This is a genomic window from Prochlorococcus sp. MIT 1303, assembly GCF_001631965.1.
Lineage (GTDB): Bacteria > Cyanobacteriota > Cyanobacteriia > PCC-6307 > Cyanobiaceae > Prochlorococcus > Prochlorococcus marinus_D.
Genome location: NZ_LVHK01000039.1, coordinates 1 through 14,691, shown reverse-complemented (window position 1 = coordinate 14,691; position 14,691 = coordinate 1). Strand labels below are relative to the sequence as shown.

General features: G+C 51.1%; 17 protein-coding genes. 7 read left to right on the top strand and 10 right to left on the bottom strand.

The window, feature by feature from the left end; genetic code table 11:
- Positions 1 to 16: 16 nt before the first annotated feature.
- The 5 genes from PMIT1303_RS04940 to hisA form a co-directional block, all read right to left on the bottom strand.
- Complete coding sequence (locus tag PMIT1303_RS04940) at positions 17 to 1,183, bottom strand: hypothetical protein (protein ID WP_063397773.1); 1,167 nt, start codon at positions 1,181 to 1,183, stop codon at positions 17 to 19.
- An 81-nt stretch (positions 1,184 to 1,264) separates the two neighbouring features.
- Positions 1,265 to 1,834, bottom strand: a complete 570-nt coding sequence (locus PMIT1303_RS04935) for a thylakoid membrane photosystem I accumulation factor (protein ID WP_063397772.1) — start codon at positions 1,832 to 1,834, stop codon at positions 1,265 to 1,267.
- A gap of 32 nt (positions 1,835 to 1,866) precedes the next feature.
- Entirely contained in the window at positions 1,867 to 3,543 is a 1,677-nt protein-coding gene (locus tag PMIT1303_RS04930; RefSeq protein WP_063397771.1) for a DUF3685 domain-containing protein, read from the bottom strand.
- Between the two features lie 71 nt (positions 3,544 to 3,614).
- The gene (locus PMIT1303_RS04925) at positions 3,615 to 3,989 is read right to left on the bottom strand and encodes a Fur family transcriptional regulator (protein WP_231901344.1); all 375 of its coding nucleotides are present in this window, start codon (positions 3,987 to 3,989) and stop codon (positions 3,615 to 3,617) included.
- A gap of 155 nt (positions 3,990 to 4,144) precedes the next feature.
- A complete protein-coding gene (gene hisA, locus PMIT1303_RS04920; RefSeq protein WP_063397770.1) occupies positions 4,145 to 4,912 on the bottom strand; it encodes a 1-(5-phosphoribosyl)-5-[(5-phosphoribosylamino)methylideneamino]imidazole-4-carboxamide isomerase in 768 nt (255 codons plus the stop codon).
- A 118-nt stretch (positions 4,913 to 5,030) separates the two neighbouring features.
- Between hisA and PMIT1303_RS04915 the strand changes: the two genes are divergently transcribed.
- Complete coding sequence (locus PMIT1303_RS04915) at positions 5,031 to 5,936, top strand: NAD-dependent epimerase/dehydratase family protein (RefSeq protein ID WP_231901333.1); 906 nt, start codon at positions 5,031 to 5,033, stop codon at positions 5,934 to 5,936.
- Here PMIT1303_RS04915 and PMIT1303_RS04910 read toward each other — a convergent pair.
- Positions 5,905 to 6,474 carry a CDP-alcohol phosphatidyltransferase family protein gene (locus PMIT1303_RS04910; RefSeq protein ID WP_063395743.1) on the bottom strand — a complete coding sequence of 190 codons (570 nt, stop codon included), beginning with the start codon at positions 6,472 to 6,474 and terminating at the stop codon, positions 5,905 to 5,907. The genes PMIT1303_RS04915 and PMIT1303_RS04910 overlap by 32 nt on opposite strands.
- Positions 6,475 to 6,506: 32 nt before the next feature.
- Between PMIT1303_RS04910 and PMIT1303_RS04905 the strand changes: the two genes are divergently transcribed.
- Positions 6,507 to 6,977, top strand: coding sequence for a CBS domain-containing protein (locus tag PMIT1303_RS04905; RefSeq protein WP_063395742.1), 471 nt, complete (start codon positions 6,507 to 6,509; stop codon positions 6,975 to 6,977).
- Positions 6,978 to 7,096: 119 nt separating this feature from the next.
- On the opposite strand, the gene PMIT1303_RS04900 is transcribed toward PMIT1303_RS04905, so the two are convergent.
- Positions 7,097 to 8,650 carry a hypothetical protein gene (locus tag PMIT1303_RS04900; RefSeq protein WP_063397768.1) on the bottom strand — a complete coding sequence of 518 codons (1,554 nt, stop codon included), beginning with the start codon at positions 8,648 to 8,650 and terminating at the stop codon, positions 7,097 to 7,099.
- A 771-nt stretch (positions 8,651 to 9,421) separates the two neighbouring features.
- Here PMIT1303_RS04900 and PMIT1303_RS04895 point away from each other — a divergent pair.
- Complete coding sequence (locus PMIT1303_RS04895; protein ID WP_231901332.1) at positions 9,422 to 10,450, top strand: transporter substrate-binding domain-containing protein; 1,029 nt, start codon at positions 9,422 to 9,424, stop codon at positions 10,448 to 10,450.
- Positions 10,451 to 10,477: 27 nt separating this feature from the next.
- On the opposite strand, the gene PMIT1303_RS04890 is transcribed toward PMIT1303_RS04895, so the two are convergent.
- Both PMIT1303_RS04890 and PMIT1303_RS04885 read right to left on the bottom strand, forming a co-directional pair.
- Positions 10,478 to 11,026 carry a hypothetical protein gene (locus PMIT1303_RS04890; protein ID WP_063397766.1) on the bottom strand — a complete coding sequence of 183 codons (549 nt, stop codon included), beginning with the start codon at positions 11,024 to 11,026 and terminating at the stop codon, positions 10,478 to 10,480.
- 380 nt (positions 11,027 to 11,406) lie between these two features.
- Positions 11,407 to 11,625, bottom strand: coding sequence for a CopG family transcriptional regulator (locus PMIT1303_RS04885; RefSeq protein ID WP_231901330.1), 219 nt, complete (start codon positions 11,623 to 11,625; stop codon positions 11,407 to 11,409).
- A 176-nt stretch (positions 11,626 to 11,801) separates the two neighbouring features.
- Between PMIT1303_RS04885 and PMIT1303_RS04880 the strand changes: the two genes are divergently transcribed.
- The 3 genes from PMIT1303_RS04880 to PMIT1303_RS04870 all read left to right on the top strand — a co-directional run bounded on the left by PMIT1303_RS04880 (position 11,802) and on the right by PMIT1303_RS04870 (position 13,637).
- Positions 11,802 to 12,407: a PCC domain-containing protein gene (locus PMIT1303_RS04880; RefSeq protein WP_063397764.1), complete on the top strand. Its 606-nt coding sequence runs from the start codon at positions 11,802 to 11,804 to the stop codon at positions 12,405 to 12,407.
- The gene (locus PMIT1303_RS04875; protein WP_063397763.1) at positions 12,404 to 12,661 is read left to right on the top strand and encodes a DUF6737 family protein; all 258 of its coding nucleotides are present in this window, start codon (positions 12,404 to 12,406) and stop codon (positions 12,659 to 12,661) included. The genes PMIT1303_RS04880 and PMIT1303_RS04875 overlap by 4 nt, the downstream gene beginning before the upstream one ends.
- Positions 12,662 to 12,752: 91 nt before the next feature.
- The gene (locus tag PMIT1303_RS04870) at positions 12,753 to 13,637 is read left to right on the top strand and encodes a GNAT family N-acetyltransferase (RefSeq protein WP_011826386.1); all 885 of its coding nucleotides are present in this window, start codon (positions 12,753 to 12,755) and stop codon (positions 13,635 to 13,637) included.
- A 74-nt stretch (positions 13,638 to 13,711) separates the two neighbouring features.
- Here PMIT1303_RS04870 and PMIT1303_RS04865 read toward each other — a convergent pair whose 3' ends face one another.
- The gene (locus PMIT1303_RS04865; protein ID WP_011129888.1) at positions 13,712 to 14,050 is read right to left on the bottom strand and encodes a c-type cytochrome; all 339 of its coding nucleotides are present in this window, start codon (positions 14,048 to 14,050) and stop codon (positions 13,712 to 13,714) included.
- A 350-nt stretch (positions 14,051 to 14,400) separates the two neighbouring features.
- Here PMIT1303_RS04865 and PMIT1303_RS04860 point away from each other — a divergent pair.
- A partial coding sequence (locus PMIT1303_RS04860; RefSeq protein WP_197459770.1) for a substrate-binding domain-containing protein occupies positions 14,401 to 14,691 on the top strand: 291 nt, incomplete at its 3' end.

The window sequence follows — 14,691 nt, the reverse complement described above, 5'->3', positions numbered from 1 at the left end:
GTGTCTTCCATTGTGGTCAATTGGGTCGGACCAAGACCAAAGGCGTGCGTTCATTGGCATTACCGGCTGGGTTCGGACGCAGAGCTTTTTTGAGAAGGGTTTCATCGCAACCATCACTAGAGGCCAGGACCTTGACCCGGCCCAGATCATTGACATCAACGATGGCAACGCCAACTCCCAACTCAGCGGCTGCTTGTCTGCAGAGCTTTGTTGGCGCGAGGGGCCCAAGCACGATCGTTTGATCGTATGGAGGAGTGGTTCCTGTGATGTCATCAATTAGACGTGCCTGTTCGCCAGCAAGTCGGTAGAAGCCTCCTTTGATTCCTAGCGTTTTCAGAATTAGGCCAACGATCCATGCCAGTAGCACTCTGGTTGGCCCTACCAGATTAATTAAGCTCTGTATCCCACAAGCAGTAGCAAGACTGCTTGTGGGATGAAAGGCTCGGCAAAGGAACCGGGCGAGCCATCCAGGGTTGACTGTGCTGGGGTGGTGATAGCGCCCTTGCATGATCGCCACCGGGGTTTCCCCGATCGTGAGGACATCTCCGGGGCGTAGATGCGGCTTGGCGTAGTCACGCAAGATCTCAACGGTGTTATCGAGGGTGCCAAGCAAATGGGTTTTCAGAGGCAACACCTCACAGCAATCGCCAGCTTGAAAGCTGACTTCAGAGGGTTGGAGGGGTTCAGGCTGATGGAGTGGCACCAGGACACCTTGACGACGATTCAGCCGACCAAAGGGGCCGTAGTTCACCCAGTTCACATCTACCCAAATGCTGTCAGCACTGGTTTTCAAATCGCTGCTTTTACTGTTCTGCAGGTGCAGGTTCACCTGCACCCTCGTGCTTTTGTGGCCTTTGACAATGTAGGCCGCCCAGTAACCATCATCGCGAGCCTTTTCATCTGGATGATGTGGTGTGATCTTTGTGCTCAACTTGACTTCACTTAGATCGGCTTTGCCAAGCAGAACAGGGTTAATTTGCAACTCAGGCACCATCACTTCCATGCGCGGATGGGGGTTGCTGATCTCCAGCCAGATTTCTACATCAAGATCAGAGTTGTTTTGCTTGACCTTGAAGTCAAGCGCCTTGAGGCTCAGAGGGGAGGCGGGCCTCAGACGATGCCTCAGCTCGAGCCAAAACACACAAAGACCCAGCAGTAGGAGCAGCTCAAGCAGGCAAGTCATTGGAGCAGCCGGCTTACTAGACCGGGGGACCTGGCGCGCAGCGTAAAGGGTAGTTGATGCTGATAGCAGTACTTTAGCGCCTTATTCTTTCACCATGAAGCTGTTGTATTCATTGAAGCTGTCGATTTTAAGTGAATCAATTGGTTTACTTAGGCCTGTAGCAGTACTGATTGCATCATTGATTTCATCGAGTGAAACTAGGCCTTCTTGATCGAGTAGCACCTCACCTTGACCATCGATCACCACCACTTGAGGGATGCGTCCATGCCAGTAATAAGACTCATCTTGGGGATCGTTGCTTGTTCGTCCTTGAAACTCGTCCGTGGTCAATGGGATGAGATCAATGGAATCTCTCCATATCAATTTAATTGTTGACACCACAGGCGAGAAAGCCTTGCTGACGGCGCTGTCATCTAGATAAAACACGATCACACTTGTGCGCTTCTCTCTAAGGGCTTCGGGAAGATTTGTTGCTTGCCCGTAACCCAATGAACCATCACCCGCATAGATCGGAAAGATGTTGCCGTCGTAGGCATCGTCATCTCGGATGGCTTGGACTGGGGGCCCCATCAGAAGAATGGCCAGACCCAAGCTCAGGAGTGCTTTGAGCAGATGGGTCATGGGCAGTACACGGAGATGTTTAATGCTCATTTTGGCGCTTGAGTGCCTCGAAAGTGTGGGAGTTAGCCACCTCTCAGGCTGCGTCCCATTCCCTGAGCGATTCCTCGTCCAACCAGACCAATAGCACGGCCTAATACCTGAGTAAGCACGACCACCATGAGATCACCAATGCGTTTGATCAGGGATTGCATTGAGGGTGCCAGAGCATCGCGGGCTTCGAGCAATAGAGCAACTTGCTGCTGCCACCAACCAAGTTGGCTGAGTTCTTCATCACGAGGTTCGGTCAGCAGTAATGGCTCGATAATGCCGTCTCGCAACCTGTAGAGGAGTCGTTTGCTTTCGTAGAGCTGGATTGGTCTTTGAATCCAGTTTTGCCAACGGGCCTGAGTATTGAGTTGATTACGCAATCGCTCGAGTTCTCGTGTGGAGATCAAGTGCTGGTTAAGTAGGAATCGGCGTAGTTCGGGCCACTCACCACAGGTTCCGAGAACTTCAGCACTGATTATTTCAGCGGTTCGTACGAGCCAGTTACCCACCAACATTTCGAGTTGCAGTAAGGCACGAGGGGCATCTGCCGGCAGCAGCTGCCCCTCAACAAGCACGGGTCTGTCGAGCAGCAATGGAGCCAGCATTCTCTGGGGATCTGGAAGTTCTTGATCAATTCCCTTGAGATTGGCAGTGGCAAGCAATTGATCTGCCACTGGTTTGAGTTCACCACCTCGAGGAAGTCTGACGTAATTACCTGCCATGGATCGCAGGGCTTGTTCACGTAGTTCAGATTCGAGCGTCAGCCAGGAGTCATTGAGTGGGGTCTCGGTACTGTTGGCTTGACGCAGCCTTTTCATCACTTGATCCAATTGGTTCAAAAGGGCCAGGAGTAGATCACGACGTCGCTCGGGATTGAGGCTTTCAATCGCTAGCAGGCTGCCTGTTGAATTGCTGAGTCCTCTTTCTACGGAATCGCTAAGCCGCTGACGAATCGCTCCCCATACCGCCACTGCGTTGCGTTCACTAAGGCAGATAACCGTTCCAGCAGCTTCTGCTGAGATCTGTCTTGAAGCATCGAAATCGAAATTGATGCGTGCCTTTTGGGCTGGCCGGTTTTGGGGGAAAGGGTTGCGTAATCCCACTTGCAGCGGGCCCCAAATCCAGAACAAAAAATCTCTTGCACTGCGGAGTTCCCGCTGGCGCCCTTCCATCAAAAGACGAGACAGTTCATTTTTGGGCGGTGGGTTGAGGAATGCTTCGATCAACCTCAGATCGTTGTCGATCTGCTGGAGACCACTCACCAAAAGCCACTGACCAAGCCCCATCGTTGCTTGGGGAATGCTGTCTGGGGAGACGGGGGCAGCATTGAGTCTCACAACTCTGCCACCGCCACAAAGGGTGGTGATGGCAGCCTGCAATGTGACCAGATCGGGGTCTTGAAGCAGGCCTGGACAATCGAGGCTCAACAACTCGTTTGCATTGAAGCGAAGCTGGGCCGGAAGGATCAGCATTACTGGAGCAGGTTGCCAATGCTCCTGAAGTCTTTTTAGTTCCAGTTGCAATGTGCTGAGAGTTTCGAAACTCTCCACCGACAAGATCACTAGGACTGGATGACGGCTCAGCTGGTCCGTCCGCAGAATGACATCCAGGTTTGGGTTTGCACTGCTGAGCTGCAACGCTAAGGATTCACCGAGTAGATCGGGAGCTAACAACAGGATCTGAGTGGATGTGCTGTCCGCCAAATTCACCACGGCACAAGGCTTATGCCATCAAGGTAACGAGCGTTAGGCAAATCCTCCAGTCCGTTGAGATCTTGATGTTTTTAGTTCTGGTTCTTACATGCTGGCCGACCGCTGAGTTGAAGGGTGTAGGAGTGAATGCAGTAACCAGTTTTGGCCTCGATTTGATCGAGCAAATCCTCAGGTAGTTCTATATCAAGGTCTGTGATGTTGCCGGTCTCTATGCAGGTGAGGTGGCTATGAGGATCGCTTCGGTAGCTGTATAGGCGACCATTGGCTCGATCGAGACATTCGATCAGTCCTGCTGATTGAAGTGCCTCCAGGTTCTGATAGACGGATGTGTGACCGATGGACCGACCACAGGTGTTGAGCTTTTGAAAGATATCGCGAGCACTGAGATGAGTGGCTTCACTCCAGAGGAGATCCAGCACCATGCGCCGCTGACGGCTTAGTCGCATCCCGAGCAGCCGGCAGCGTTCGAAGGCTCCCTGCAATCCATCTTCATCCCGCCCACCACTTGAGCCGCTGATCTTGGGAGCGGTGTGTGTCACAACTGAAGTGATAATGAATTCAATTTACGGCTCCAGCAAGGTCAATTCATAGTCCAAGGTCCTCATGCCATCAGTGGTTGGCTGCTTGGTGGGTCCTGCAGTCGGCCATCGCCAATAGCTCGGATTGCTTCTTTTAGATCCACCTTGCCGTCGTAGAGAGCTCTTCCCACAATCACCCCACTCACTCCATAGGGTTCAAGAGCAAGCAGACTAAGTAGATCGGCCATGCAACCCACACCTCCGGAGGCGATTACTGGAACGCTGCTGGCGTTTGCCATTGCACGTAGTGACTCTAGGTTTGGCCCTTCAAGAGTTCCATCGGTTGCAATGTCTGTGCTGATGATTGCAGCGATGCCGGCAGCATTGAAATCGGCGGCTAAGTCTGTTGCATTCACCTCGCTTTGGCTAATCCATCCTCGCGTTGCCACCTTGCCGTTTTTCGCATCGATGCCGACGATAATCCGACCGGGATTCCTTTGGGCAAGCTGTTTCACTAGCTGGGGTCGCTCTATTGCCACGGTGCCAAGGATGACTTGTTCAAGGCCATAGGCGAGAAGTTCTTCAGCTCGTTCGAGAGTGCGCACACCACCCCCGAGCTGGACAGGAATATTGAGAGCAGAGGTAATAGCTCGCACACAGGAATCGTTGACCGGCTCACCAGATTTGGCGCCATCGAGATCCACCAGGTGTAGGCGTGTTGCACCCTGCTTCTGCCAGCTCAGGGCTTGAGCAACGGGGTCCTCGCTGAAGCGAGTCACCTTCTCGTAGTCCCCCTGGTGAAGTCGCACGCAAGCGCTGTCCAGTAGGTCGATGGCTGGGATGATATCCATGATTGGCAAAGAACGTTGCCTGAGACCTCCATCCTGCAGGGCGAAGGGCCTTCAGTTGCTGATCGAACGCGCTTCAATATGCGCGTTTGATGATTCAGCTGTTTTGAAGATTCTGATCATGGGGGGAACCCGATTTGTCGGCAAGCCTCTAGTTACTCGACTTCAGGCCCAAGGCCATGCGCTCACGTTGTTCACTCGTGGCCGCCATTCTTTGCCAGATGGTGTGGAACATCTCAGTGGTGATCGAACCACCACTGAGGGGCTGAGTCGTCTTCAAGGCCGAAGCTACGATGTCATCGTCGACAGCTCAGGGCGCAAGCTTGAAGACAGTCAAAGGGTGGTGGCCTGTACAGGAGAGCCAAAGCATCGTTTCCTCTATGTCAGTTCCGCTGGCGTCTATGCGGATTCCGAACAGTGGCCACTGAATGAGGAGAGCGCAACCGACCCGAACAGTCGTCATGCCGGCAAGGCTCAGACCGAATCATGGCTGCTTCAGCAAGGAATTCCCTTTACCAGTTTCCGACCTACTTATATCTATGGTCCTGGTAATTACAACCCAATTGAACGTTGGTTTTTCGATCGTATCGTCCATAATCGACCGGTTCCTTTGCCACGAGATGGCACCACCATCACCCAATTGGGGCATGTTGTTGATCTGGCTGATGCCATGGTTCGTTCCCTTGAGGTGGAGACAGCGACGAATCGCATTTACAACTGTTCCAGCAAGCGTGGTATCACCTTCAGGGGCTTGATTGCAGCGGCAGCAAGGGCTTGTGGCAAAGATCCAAATACCGTTGAGCTTCGTTCTTTTGATCCTTCAGGCCTGAATCCCAAAGCTCGTAAGGCCTTCCCGCTGAGGCTGAGTCATTTCCTTACCGATATCACCAGGGTGGAGCGGGAATTGGCCTGGCAGCCACGCTTTGACCTTGAGACTGGCCTCGAAGATAGCTACTGCAACGACTACTCCTTGAAGCCAACGGCTGAACCAGATTTCAGTGCCGATCATTCCTTGATCGGGGTTTGATGTATGCCAACGCAGAGCTAAGCGCCAGGAACAGAGATGGCCAGAACAACCACCAGCCCAGGTGCTGCATATTGAGGCAAAAGTTGTGGCTTCCCCAACTAGGCGGCCACAACAACAGCAGCATGCTTAGGAATTGAAGGATCGTCTTTGCTTTACCTCCCCAAGAAGCAGGAGCACCAGATGAGGCTTGAGCACGCCAACCAGAAATCAGTAGTTCCCTGGCCAGCAGTAGCCAGATCGACCAAACAGGCAAGACCTCGTTGCTGGCCAGCCAGATCATCGGTGCTGCTAGAAGAAGCTTGTCAGCAAGCGGGTCCAGGCGAGCGCCCCAGCTACTACCACCACCTGCTCTGCGGGCTAGCCAGCCATCAGCGGCGTCGCTAAGCCCTGCCAGCAGCAACAACACCCATGCCAGAGCAGGCTGACCCAATTGAAGCAACAACACCAGGGGGAGGCCTGCGGCAGAACGCCCCACTGTTAGAGCATTTGCCGATCTTCTCAGTGTTGATGGTGAACCGAGGCGGGATGGTGCACTCACAGGCTCAGAATGAATGAACTTGCATGTGATTCATGGTGCTCCAGCAGACGGTGAAGGATGTCATGTCAACGCCTGTGCTCAGTGTCGTGCCAGCCACATCTCTGCAGGAGGCTGTACAACTGCTGACTGATCACCACATCAGTGGCCTGCCAGTCGTCAACGACGATGGAACGCTTGTGGGGGAACTCACTGAGCAAGATCTGATGGTGCGCGAGAGCGGCGTTGATGCTGGTCCCTATGTGTTACTGCTCGACAGTGTTATCTACTTGCGGAACCCCCTTAACTGGGATAAGCAAGTTCACCAGGTGCTTGGTACCAGCGTCAACGACTTGATGCGCAGCGACACCCATACCTGCAATGAAGCACTGCCATTACCAAGGGCAGCCGCCATGCTTCATGACCGCAGTACGCAGCGCTTATTTGTAATCAACGATCAGCGCAAACTTGTTGGGGTGATTACCCGGGGTGATGTTGTTCGAGCTTTATCAATGCAGGGTGACTAGTGCCTATCTAAGCTCGCGAATATGCACTAGCCAATCTTGAGGCGTAGGGAATTGAACACGATTCAAATTGGCAAGGCCTTATCGGTAGAGGCCTGCCATGAAAACGATTGATTTAACTGTTAATTGATCAGTCCTACCTCTGATGCAGACAGCGGTGGTGGAGGTAATACCGGCAGTGGTGGGGCTCCGATCAGTGGTGGAGGCTCGATTTCAGCTGGATTTTGATGGATCGGGTCTCTTCGTTGATGGATCTCCTGGGCTGTAGGCAGGACCTCGCCTTCCCGAAGCAGCAAAGGTGGTGGCAGATCAGGGGGAAGCAGGGTGTTGCCCCATTCCAGATCCGTTCTCAAGGGATCCTTATCTTTAAGATTCAAGGGTGAATCCAACTTTTCGGGCGTTTCGAGCAATACCAGTGGATCTGCCGTAATCGGCGGTTCCCGTAGAGGAGCTCGATCACTATTACGAGCCAGCAAAGTGCGTTGGCTATCGCTGGGAATGGTAGTGCCGGGCTTGGGCGCCCAGATCATCCTGGCGATGGGCTCCACACCTTGCTCTATCAAGCGATTCAGTCCAGCCAGGGCCCGGTCGAACAGTCTTACGCCCGGCCATTGTTGGCAATTAACTCCATTGCAGTCTTGCGCCCCATCAATCCTGGGGCTGAGAGAGGCTGCCAAGGTGCCCTGAAGCTGGAAGCGACGTTCACTGAGCCTCAGGAGATAGGGAACATGCACAAAGCTTGTGACACCACCGCTGATCCAATTGGCGTCATCCTCTGTGAAGCCCTTGACGCCTGGAATGATCAAACGACTCTTGGAGGCATGGTCTGGCATGTAAGCCGCCACAAGGCCACGGCTGCGGGCTAAATCCTTGCTCTGTTCAAGGGTTAACCCATCTCTGCTCATTAATACCTCCATACGCCCGTCTTCTCGCAGGCCCATGATCATCCTGATGCGAGGAAGGTAGTAGCGGATCCGCTGGCCCATACTGATGCTGTATGCGCCCTTGTAGCGAGGAGGAGGCGCTTCCAGATCGTTGTAAATGCTGTGTAGGCCTCCGATAAAGGTGTCGTAGGTGGAGGCACGATTGGCTGTTAGTTCTCCGTAACCGAAGTCAACTCTGCCGTTGTAGCGAATGCCTATGTAGGCGCGTTGGATGGAGGCAGCGCGGTTACGACTACTCCAGACGCGTTGACCCAGCTTGAGATCTCCAAGAGGAACTGTGATCTCTTGGCCGCCAATGTCGACATGCCGCTCATACATCGGACCAGAGACAAATGCCAGTGAAGAGGAGTCCTGGAAAGCGTCCTGTTCTCTATCCCAGCCTTCAAGAAGGCCGAACTTCACTTTACGTGGGTCAAAATCGAGTGCGTAGACCTCATCGTTTGGTCGATAGCGAAAGGGAGCATGTACTTGTCTCTTAATGCTCTCTGGGGCGACTTGACTTGGGTTGAAGCGTTCGGGTGCTTTCGGGGCCAGAGCCACAAGACCCGCAAAAACAGTGAGCGGCAACCCAATCACAAGTAAGCGTTTGGATAGCTGAGATCTCCTACGCTGAGGCCGCCGTCGCCGCCTTGGCGGGGAGGCTGTGCGGCCAGCACGTCTAAGTGGGGCTGCCTTTGCTTTGGTTGTAGCTGTTTTCGTTCGGGGCAAGTGAAAAATGGCTACCTTCACCATCAGCAAATTCAGCTAAAGCTCACTGCATCAATGGCTTCCCGTCAACTCCCTAGATGAAGGAAGTCGTTGGTGAATGGCTTCTTACTCAAAAATGAAACAGGCAAAGACATTCGAGCTTCGAACCTTTCTCTGCCAGAATTTATTACCTTCTCATGATTCCAAAAGGTCTTTCTGTGCTGAATTTTGATCCATTTCAAGCCTTTTCATAGTCAATGCTTGTTAGCCGTATTTTTGCTGCATCCGTTATCTATTCCTAGCCACATCAATATTGCTTAGGGAAGAATTTGGCCTGGCTGGCTTTGTCATGTCATCGAAACGCGATCAATCTGTTTGGCCTAGTTATGCCGTCAGATACTGTCTTATTCAAAGGTTATGGTTGTGTTAGGCAACCATCTGCAACTCTTGCAAGCGCTTAAAGCTTACAAAAGGAAATAGCAAAATGCTCTTCAGGGCTGTTGATCGCAATCTAAGATGACCTTTCCAGTCGTAGCTTCTAGATGACTCTTTTTCTGATTAGTGCCCTAGTTGGATCGGTTCTAGCAATGATTTTGATCGTTCGTCGCCTTGAACAGAAATAAGCTGTTGCTTGTCTCTCCTTTCAAGTTCTTGCTCAGACTGGTCTTACAACCTTTCTTGTCGTGGTGGTGTGGATAAGAATCGTCCGCACTCCTATGGCAGCCTTAGGTGAGATGGGCTTTTCATTTCGTGTATAGGCGATTGATGGGCGGCATGAATTTCAAGAGAAGGCTCTCCGTTGCTGCCTTGATTGTCATGGCGACTCCGTCTCCCCTTCAGGCAATGGCTTTAAGAGTTGGTGTGAGTGGTTCGCCACCATTTGTGGACAAGAGGGCTGATGTATATGAGGGGATTAGTATTGAAGTTTGGGAACAAATCGCTAATGCAGAGAAGCTTGAATACATTCTCGTTCCATATCCCAACATAGATTCGAACATCAAGGCGGTTGCTGATGGAAAGATTGATTTAGCCATCGGGCCTATCAGCATTACGCCAGATCGGGCGGCAAAAAATGGGATTGAATTCACTCAACCTTATTTCTATGCAGAGGAGGGTGTTTTAGTACCATCACAGCCACCCGGATTATGGACGAGGATCAAACCTCTCTTTGGTGTCGCTGCTTTATCTTCTATCACGTTCTTGCTATTTACACTTTTTTGTGTAGGCAATCTGATTTGGCTTGCAGAGCGAAAACGCAACCCTGAACATTTTCCTCCTCAATATATAAAGGGTCTAGGGAATGGGATTTGGTTTGCCTTGGTTACACTCACCACCGTAGGTTACGGAGACCGTGCACCTTTAACGAAGGCAGGAAGGACTATAGCAGGGGTGTGGATGGTAATTTCGCTAGTATCAGTGTCGACAATTACTGCAGGATTGGCTTCGGCATTTACCGTCTCGCTATCTCAGACACAATTGTCTAGGATCATGAAACCATCGGATTTGGATGGTGAATTAATTGGCGTAGTCACTGGCACCACAGGTGTATCTTTAGCAAGATCATATGGCGCACGGCCGTTGCCAGTACCAACCCTTAAGGAAGCTATTCATCTAATCAAGAAAAATAAAGTCTCAGGACTGATCTCAGACAAACCTATCTTGAGTTATTATATGAAAAATAATCCTGATAAATCTCTAAAATTAGCACCTTTTAGGCTTTCCCTTCAGACCTATGGATTTGTCTTGCCTAGTGATAGTCCATTGGAACGTTTAATTAATATTGAACTCCTTCGTCTTGAACGCAGTAATCAGGTTCAAGCGATAAGCGACAGGCTTTTGAAATAATTCCTCTGATCTAATGCTCACAAACATTTAGTTTTGCAGCTGACACTTCAGCACTGCTAGCGCTTCATCGGGTAGACCCAAAAATTGATCCAGCCATGCGGCTCCACTCAGTGGCACGGTGGCGACGCCCACAAGTACGGCATTGCCATCCGCATCAAGTGCCTGTCCTTGTACATGATGGCGCTGACTCTCAACCTTTCCACTGCTGAGGCATGTGTTCACAGTCAGGTCAGGAGCAGTAAGCCAACTGCCAACCGTGAAACGGAAGTGCGCTTCAAACTGAAGTGACAATTCACCGCTATCGGGTGCGAAAGACCCTTCAAGCTTTTGGGTTGTAATACTGATGTTCAAACCAGGAGGCATTGGCAAGCCAAGAATCTGTGTTGTGCGCCAGCTGAGAGCAGGAATGATCAGGTTTTTTGGATCAAAGCGAAGACTTCTCAGCCCATCTTGATTTAAAGGCCCTAGAAGACCGTCTCCACCGCCACCTCTAGCGTCATAACTAAAGGCTGGATAAGCTCCGATGGCTAGACGACATCCTTTCTGACTGGTCAGATGCATTACGGAGGACAACATAACAACTTGGTCTATCCCCACGTTGACAGAGGCTAAGAGCAGGTGTATTCAGATCAACTTATAAAATTAATAAGCGCCGCCTAAATTGACTCTCCATAGACACAGTTTTTTCATTAGAACTATTTTACACTGGATGACTAAGACGATCAACGATCGACTTAAAAGATTCGAAACAAATCATTGCCGCAGAAGCTATAAAGATACTTTTATCTCAATAATATTTTCCCAGAGATTGAGACTATAAATATCCAGTAAACCGCCCCTCCAACTCATCAATGCAGCAAAGACGAACCAATAACACTATTTAGTCAACCTTCTAATACTGCACTTACGTCAGCATCTAAACAGTCAAGATCCTCGCTATTTAGTAGAACTGGGCGTCACCCGTCTAACTGACGATGACGGCGCAGTCCATCTTCAATCAAGAACGAGGCAAGGCTGCTACAGCTACGGCTTTCTGCGAGGGCATGCTGCTTGAGCCGATTCATCAAACCCGCCGGCAGGGTCACATTTAGGCGTTCCGATTGAGCAGAATCGGCCACCGTTGCTGCACTTGGAGCCTCTTGAGACAATCCTTGGCGCTCTTGCAGCTCGGCCATTGGGTTCTGCAGTGACGACACTTTGACGTCTTAGCTTGGCATCAATAGTTCAGCAATAAGTTGCCATTCATGCCCACAAGCTCTCTATGGCAATCTTCGAGTCGTCTATCGATCAGCTCTGAGGACCGGTATTTATTGTTGACTTCTTAATCTGTGCTTTCTCAAAGGAGAACTCCATGCGATCGCTGCCATTGAAGCTTGCTCCAGGCAGCGACCTGCTGATAAGCCTTAAGAAAATAGCTCAGGAACAGAACAGCTCAGGTTTTGTTCTTGGTGTGGTTGGCAATCTTTCGCGTGCAGCATTTCAGTGTCCTGGTCAGTCAGGGCCTACTGTCCTCGAGGGAAACTTGGAGATCATCACTCTGAATGGCACAGTTTCTCCCAATAGTGTGCATCTGCATCTCAGCCTCTCTGATAGTGCCTGTCAGGTATGGGGTGGCCATCTTGAACCAGGCACCCTTGTGCTCAAGGGTGCTGATCTGCTGGTGGGTTTATTGGATCAGTCTCTCCCAAAAGACTCTCCTGATTCTTCTCAGACACCAAGGGTGGAAATTGCTGTTCTGCCCGGTTGCCCTTGGTCGACAAGAGCTCTGAGGATGCTTCGTTCTCTTTCAATTCCGCACACCGTGAAGAGCATCGACAATGATGCCTCTTTCAAGGAGTTCAATCACCTTAGTGAGCTCAATACTTTCCCTCAGATTTTCATCGATGGTGAGTTGATTGGCGGTTACGATGAACTTTCGAAGATGCATGCTTCTGGCCAACTAGAGACACTGCGATGAGTAGTGATCAAGGCAAAGCAACCACTGCAAGCTTTTGGGATGAAAAACCCTGGTGGTGTCAACCCTGGAGCATTCTGCTCACAGGTGTTGCTTGTGTCGCTGTCAGTTGGTGGTGGCCCAATCTGCTTTGGTTTACTGTTCTGATCGCTATAGGCGTGTTCGGATGGTGGGGCTTGTTTCTAGTGCTAGCCCCAGCGATCTATCGACAGCAGATTCAGCAGCAACTTTCGGAACAAGATCAAATCTCATCCTGATGCATCTCAATCATTAAATATCACGCCCCATCATTGGATCAATCTTCCAAACCAGCTTGATCCTGAAAAACATCTCGTTAATTGCTCTGTTATGGCCTCGCTGCTAAAGATCCGGCCGCTGCAACGCAATGACATCGCCATGGTTACGCAATGGGCCAGGGCAGAGGGTTTTGCTCCTGGTGTGGGTGATGTAAGTATTTATCGTCATACCGACCGTCAGGGATTATGGGTGGGTTGGCTCGGCAATCAGCCTGTCGGTTGCATTGCCGGAGTTCGCTACAACGCCGCCTATGGCTTCATCGGATTGTTCCTTGTCATTCCGGAACATCGAGGGCATGGGTATGGGGTTGAGCTATGGGAACATGCTCTCGAGCATCTCGTTGATCTTCCCTGCGTTGGTTTAGAAGCTGCGTACGATCGAATTGACGACTATGCCGGATGGGGCTTTGCAAATGCATCGCCGACAACCCGCTGGCAGAGGATTTGTGATGGCAACCTCGTTGGCAACGATGGTTATTCCAATGGCGAAGGGTTGCAACTGCTTGAGGGTGATTCGATCCCCGCGATGGCTGTGCAGTCTTATGACGCCATACGGGAACCCAGCCCCCGCCCTCACTTCCTTTCCGATTGGCTTGAGCATCCGGCCGGTAATGTGTTGGCCCTGGTAGATGGCAACGATTGTTGCCATGGATTTGGCAGGATCCGGCCTTGTTTATTACGTGATGGGGAAGGCTGGCGGATTGGGCCGCTATTGGCTGATAGTCCGCAACTCGCAGAGCTGTTGCTGAAGCGTTTGATCCAACGTCATCCAGGTGTGGTGCTCTTGGACGCACCTGGAGGCAACTCTTCAGCAGAGCCCCTCCTGAAACGACTTGGCTTCAATGCTGTTTCTCAAACTTTGCGAATGTATCGCGGAGTACAACCCTCTATTCCTTTAGACGAGGTTTATGGTTTGGCCTGCTTGGAGTTGGGCTAAAAAAAATCCTTCAATCAAGCTGGTTAATAAACCAGACTTGACTGAAGGATTTGAAACGATTAATTGACTTTTAACTACCAACCACTGCTGGCTTGCGCTTCAACATAGGCTGCTACATCAGCAATATCTGCTGCACTGAGGACGTCTGCAAAAGAAGGCATGCCGCCTTTACCGTTGGTGACCTGGGCAACAATTGCTTCTTCATGCCCTGAGCCGTAGTTGCTTAAGGTTGCTTCTAGGGCCGCTTTTTGCAGGGTCTTTGCAGGATCTACGATGTTGCCGCCGCCAGCGTGGCATGCGGCACAAGTAGACGAGAAGACTTGTCCGCCATGGGCCGAGTCAGCAGCCATCACCCAAGAAGGAGCTGCAAAGCATACGGTGATAGCAAGGAGAGCTGAAAGTAGCCTACGCATCAGAAGCATGTATCAACGCCCACCATTGTTGGTGATCAAATGGGCATTGAGCTCTTTTGGATAGAAGCTGTTATTAATTCAAATATTCACCGAAAAACCAACTCCTTGTTGATCGTTGCAGATCCAGGCGAAGCCTAGCTTGACTAAGCAAGGGGGCAGGAATCTCCCTTTGATAGTTCAGTTGCTGGGCTTTTGCCTAGAGAAAAGAAAAGGGTTCTACTGGGTAGAACATTCTTGTCTCCCTTAACCACTCACCGATTCATCAAGATCTCCTAGTCAATTGCTGACTTTTTCCCATCAAAGGGCATTTCTTATCTAGTTATGGGTTGATGAAATCCTTCAGGGGCCCCATGTCGTTCTCAAAGAAGGCCCTTTTGCTCTTTTCAGTGGTTGTTCTTAGTGCTGGCATCACGGCTTGCAGCACCTCAAGTTCATCCGGCCGTCTCAGCGGAGCTGGTGCCACTTTCCCTGCAAAGATCTATACCCGTTGGTTCTCTGAGCTGGCCAAGGCTGAGGGGCCGCAGGTCAACTATCAGGCTGTTGGCTCTGGATCTGGTCGTAAAGCCTTCATTGATCAGACCGTGAGCTTCGCGGCATCGGATGATCCGATGAAGCAAGAAGATATTGACAAGGTTCAGCGT

Bases quoted from the DNA above. Each gene is read 5' to 3' on its own strand.
- PMIT1303_RS04940 (WP_063397773.1), bottom strand. From the start codon at position 1,183: ATGACTTGCCTGCTTGAGCTGCTCCTACTGCTGGGTCTTTGTGTGTTT.
- PMIT1303_RS04935 (WP_063397772.1), bottom strand. From the start codon at position 1,834: ATGAGCATTAAACATCTCCGTGTACTGCCCATGACCCATCTGCTCAAA.
- PMIT1303_RS04925 (WP_231901344.1), bottom strand. From the start codon at position 3,989: ATGCGACTAAGCCGTCAGCGGCGCATGGTGCTGGATCTCCTCTGGAGT.
- hisA (WP_063397770.1), bottom strand. From the start codon at position 4,912: ATGGATATCATCCCAGCCATCGACCTACTGGACAGCGCTTGCGTGCGA.
- PMIT1303_RS04915 (WP_231901333.1), top strand. From the start codon at position 5,031: ATGGGGGGAACCCGATTTGTCGGCAAGCCTCTAGTTACTCGACTTCAG.
- PMIT1303_RS04905 (WP_063395742.1), top strand. From the start codon at position 6,507: ATGGTGCTCCAGCAGACGGTGAAGGATGTCATGTCAACGCCTGTGCTC.
- PMIT1303_RS04900 (WP_063397768.1), bottom strand. From the start codon at position 8,650: ATGGTGAAGGTAGCCATTTTTCACTTGCCCCGAACGAAAACAGCTACA.
- PMIT1303_RS04895 (WP_231901332.1), top strand. From the start codon at position 9,422: ATGGCGACTCCGTCTCCCCTTCAGGCAATGGCTTTAAGAGTTGGTGTG.
- PMIT1303_RS04890 (WP_063397766.1), bottom strand. From the start codon at position 11,026: ATGTTGTCCTCCGTAATGCATCTGACCAGTCAGAAAGGATGTCGTCTA.
- PMIT1303_RS04885 (WP_231901330.1), bottom strand. From the start codon at position 11,625: ATGGCCGAGCTGCAAGAGCGCCAAGGATTGTCTCAAGAGGCTCCAAGT.
- PMIT1303_RS04880 (WP_063397764.1), top strand. From the start codon at position 11,802: ATGCGATCGCTGCCATTGAAGCTTGCTCCAGGCAGCGACCTGCTGATA.
- PMIT1303_RS04875 (WP_063397763.1), top strand. From the start codon at position 12,404: ATGAGTAGTGATCAAGGCAAAGCAACCACTGCAAGCTTTTGGGATGAA.
- PMIT1303_RS04870 (WP_011826386.1), top strand. From the start codon at position 12,753: ATGGCCTCGCTGCTAAAGATCCGGCCGCTGCAACGCAATGACATCGCC.
- PMIT1303_RS04865 (WP_011129888.1), bottom strand. From the start codon at position 14,050: ATGCGTAGGCTACTTTCAGCTCTCCTTGCTATCACCGTATGCTTTGCA.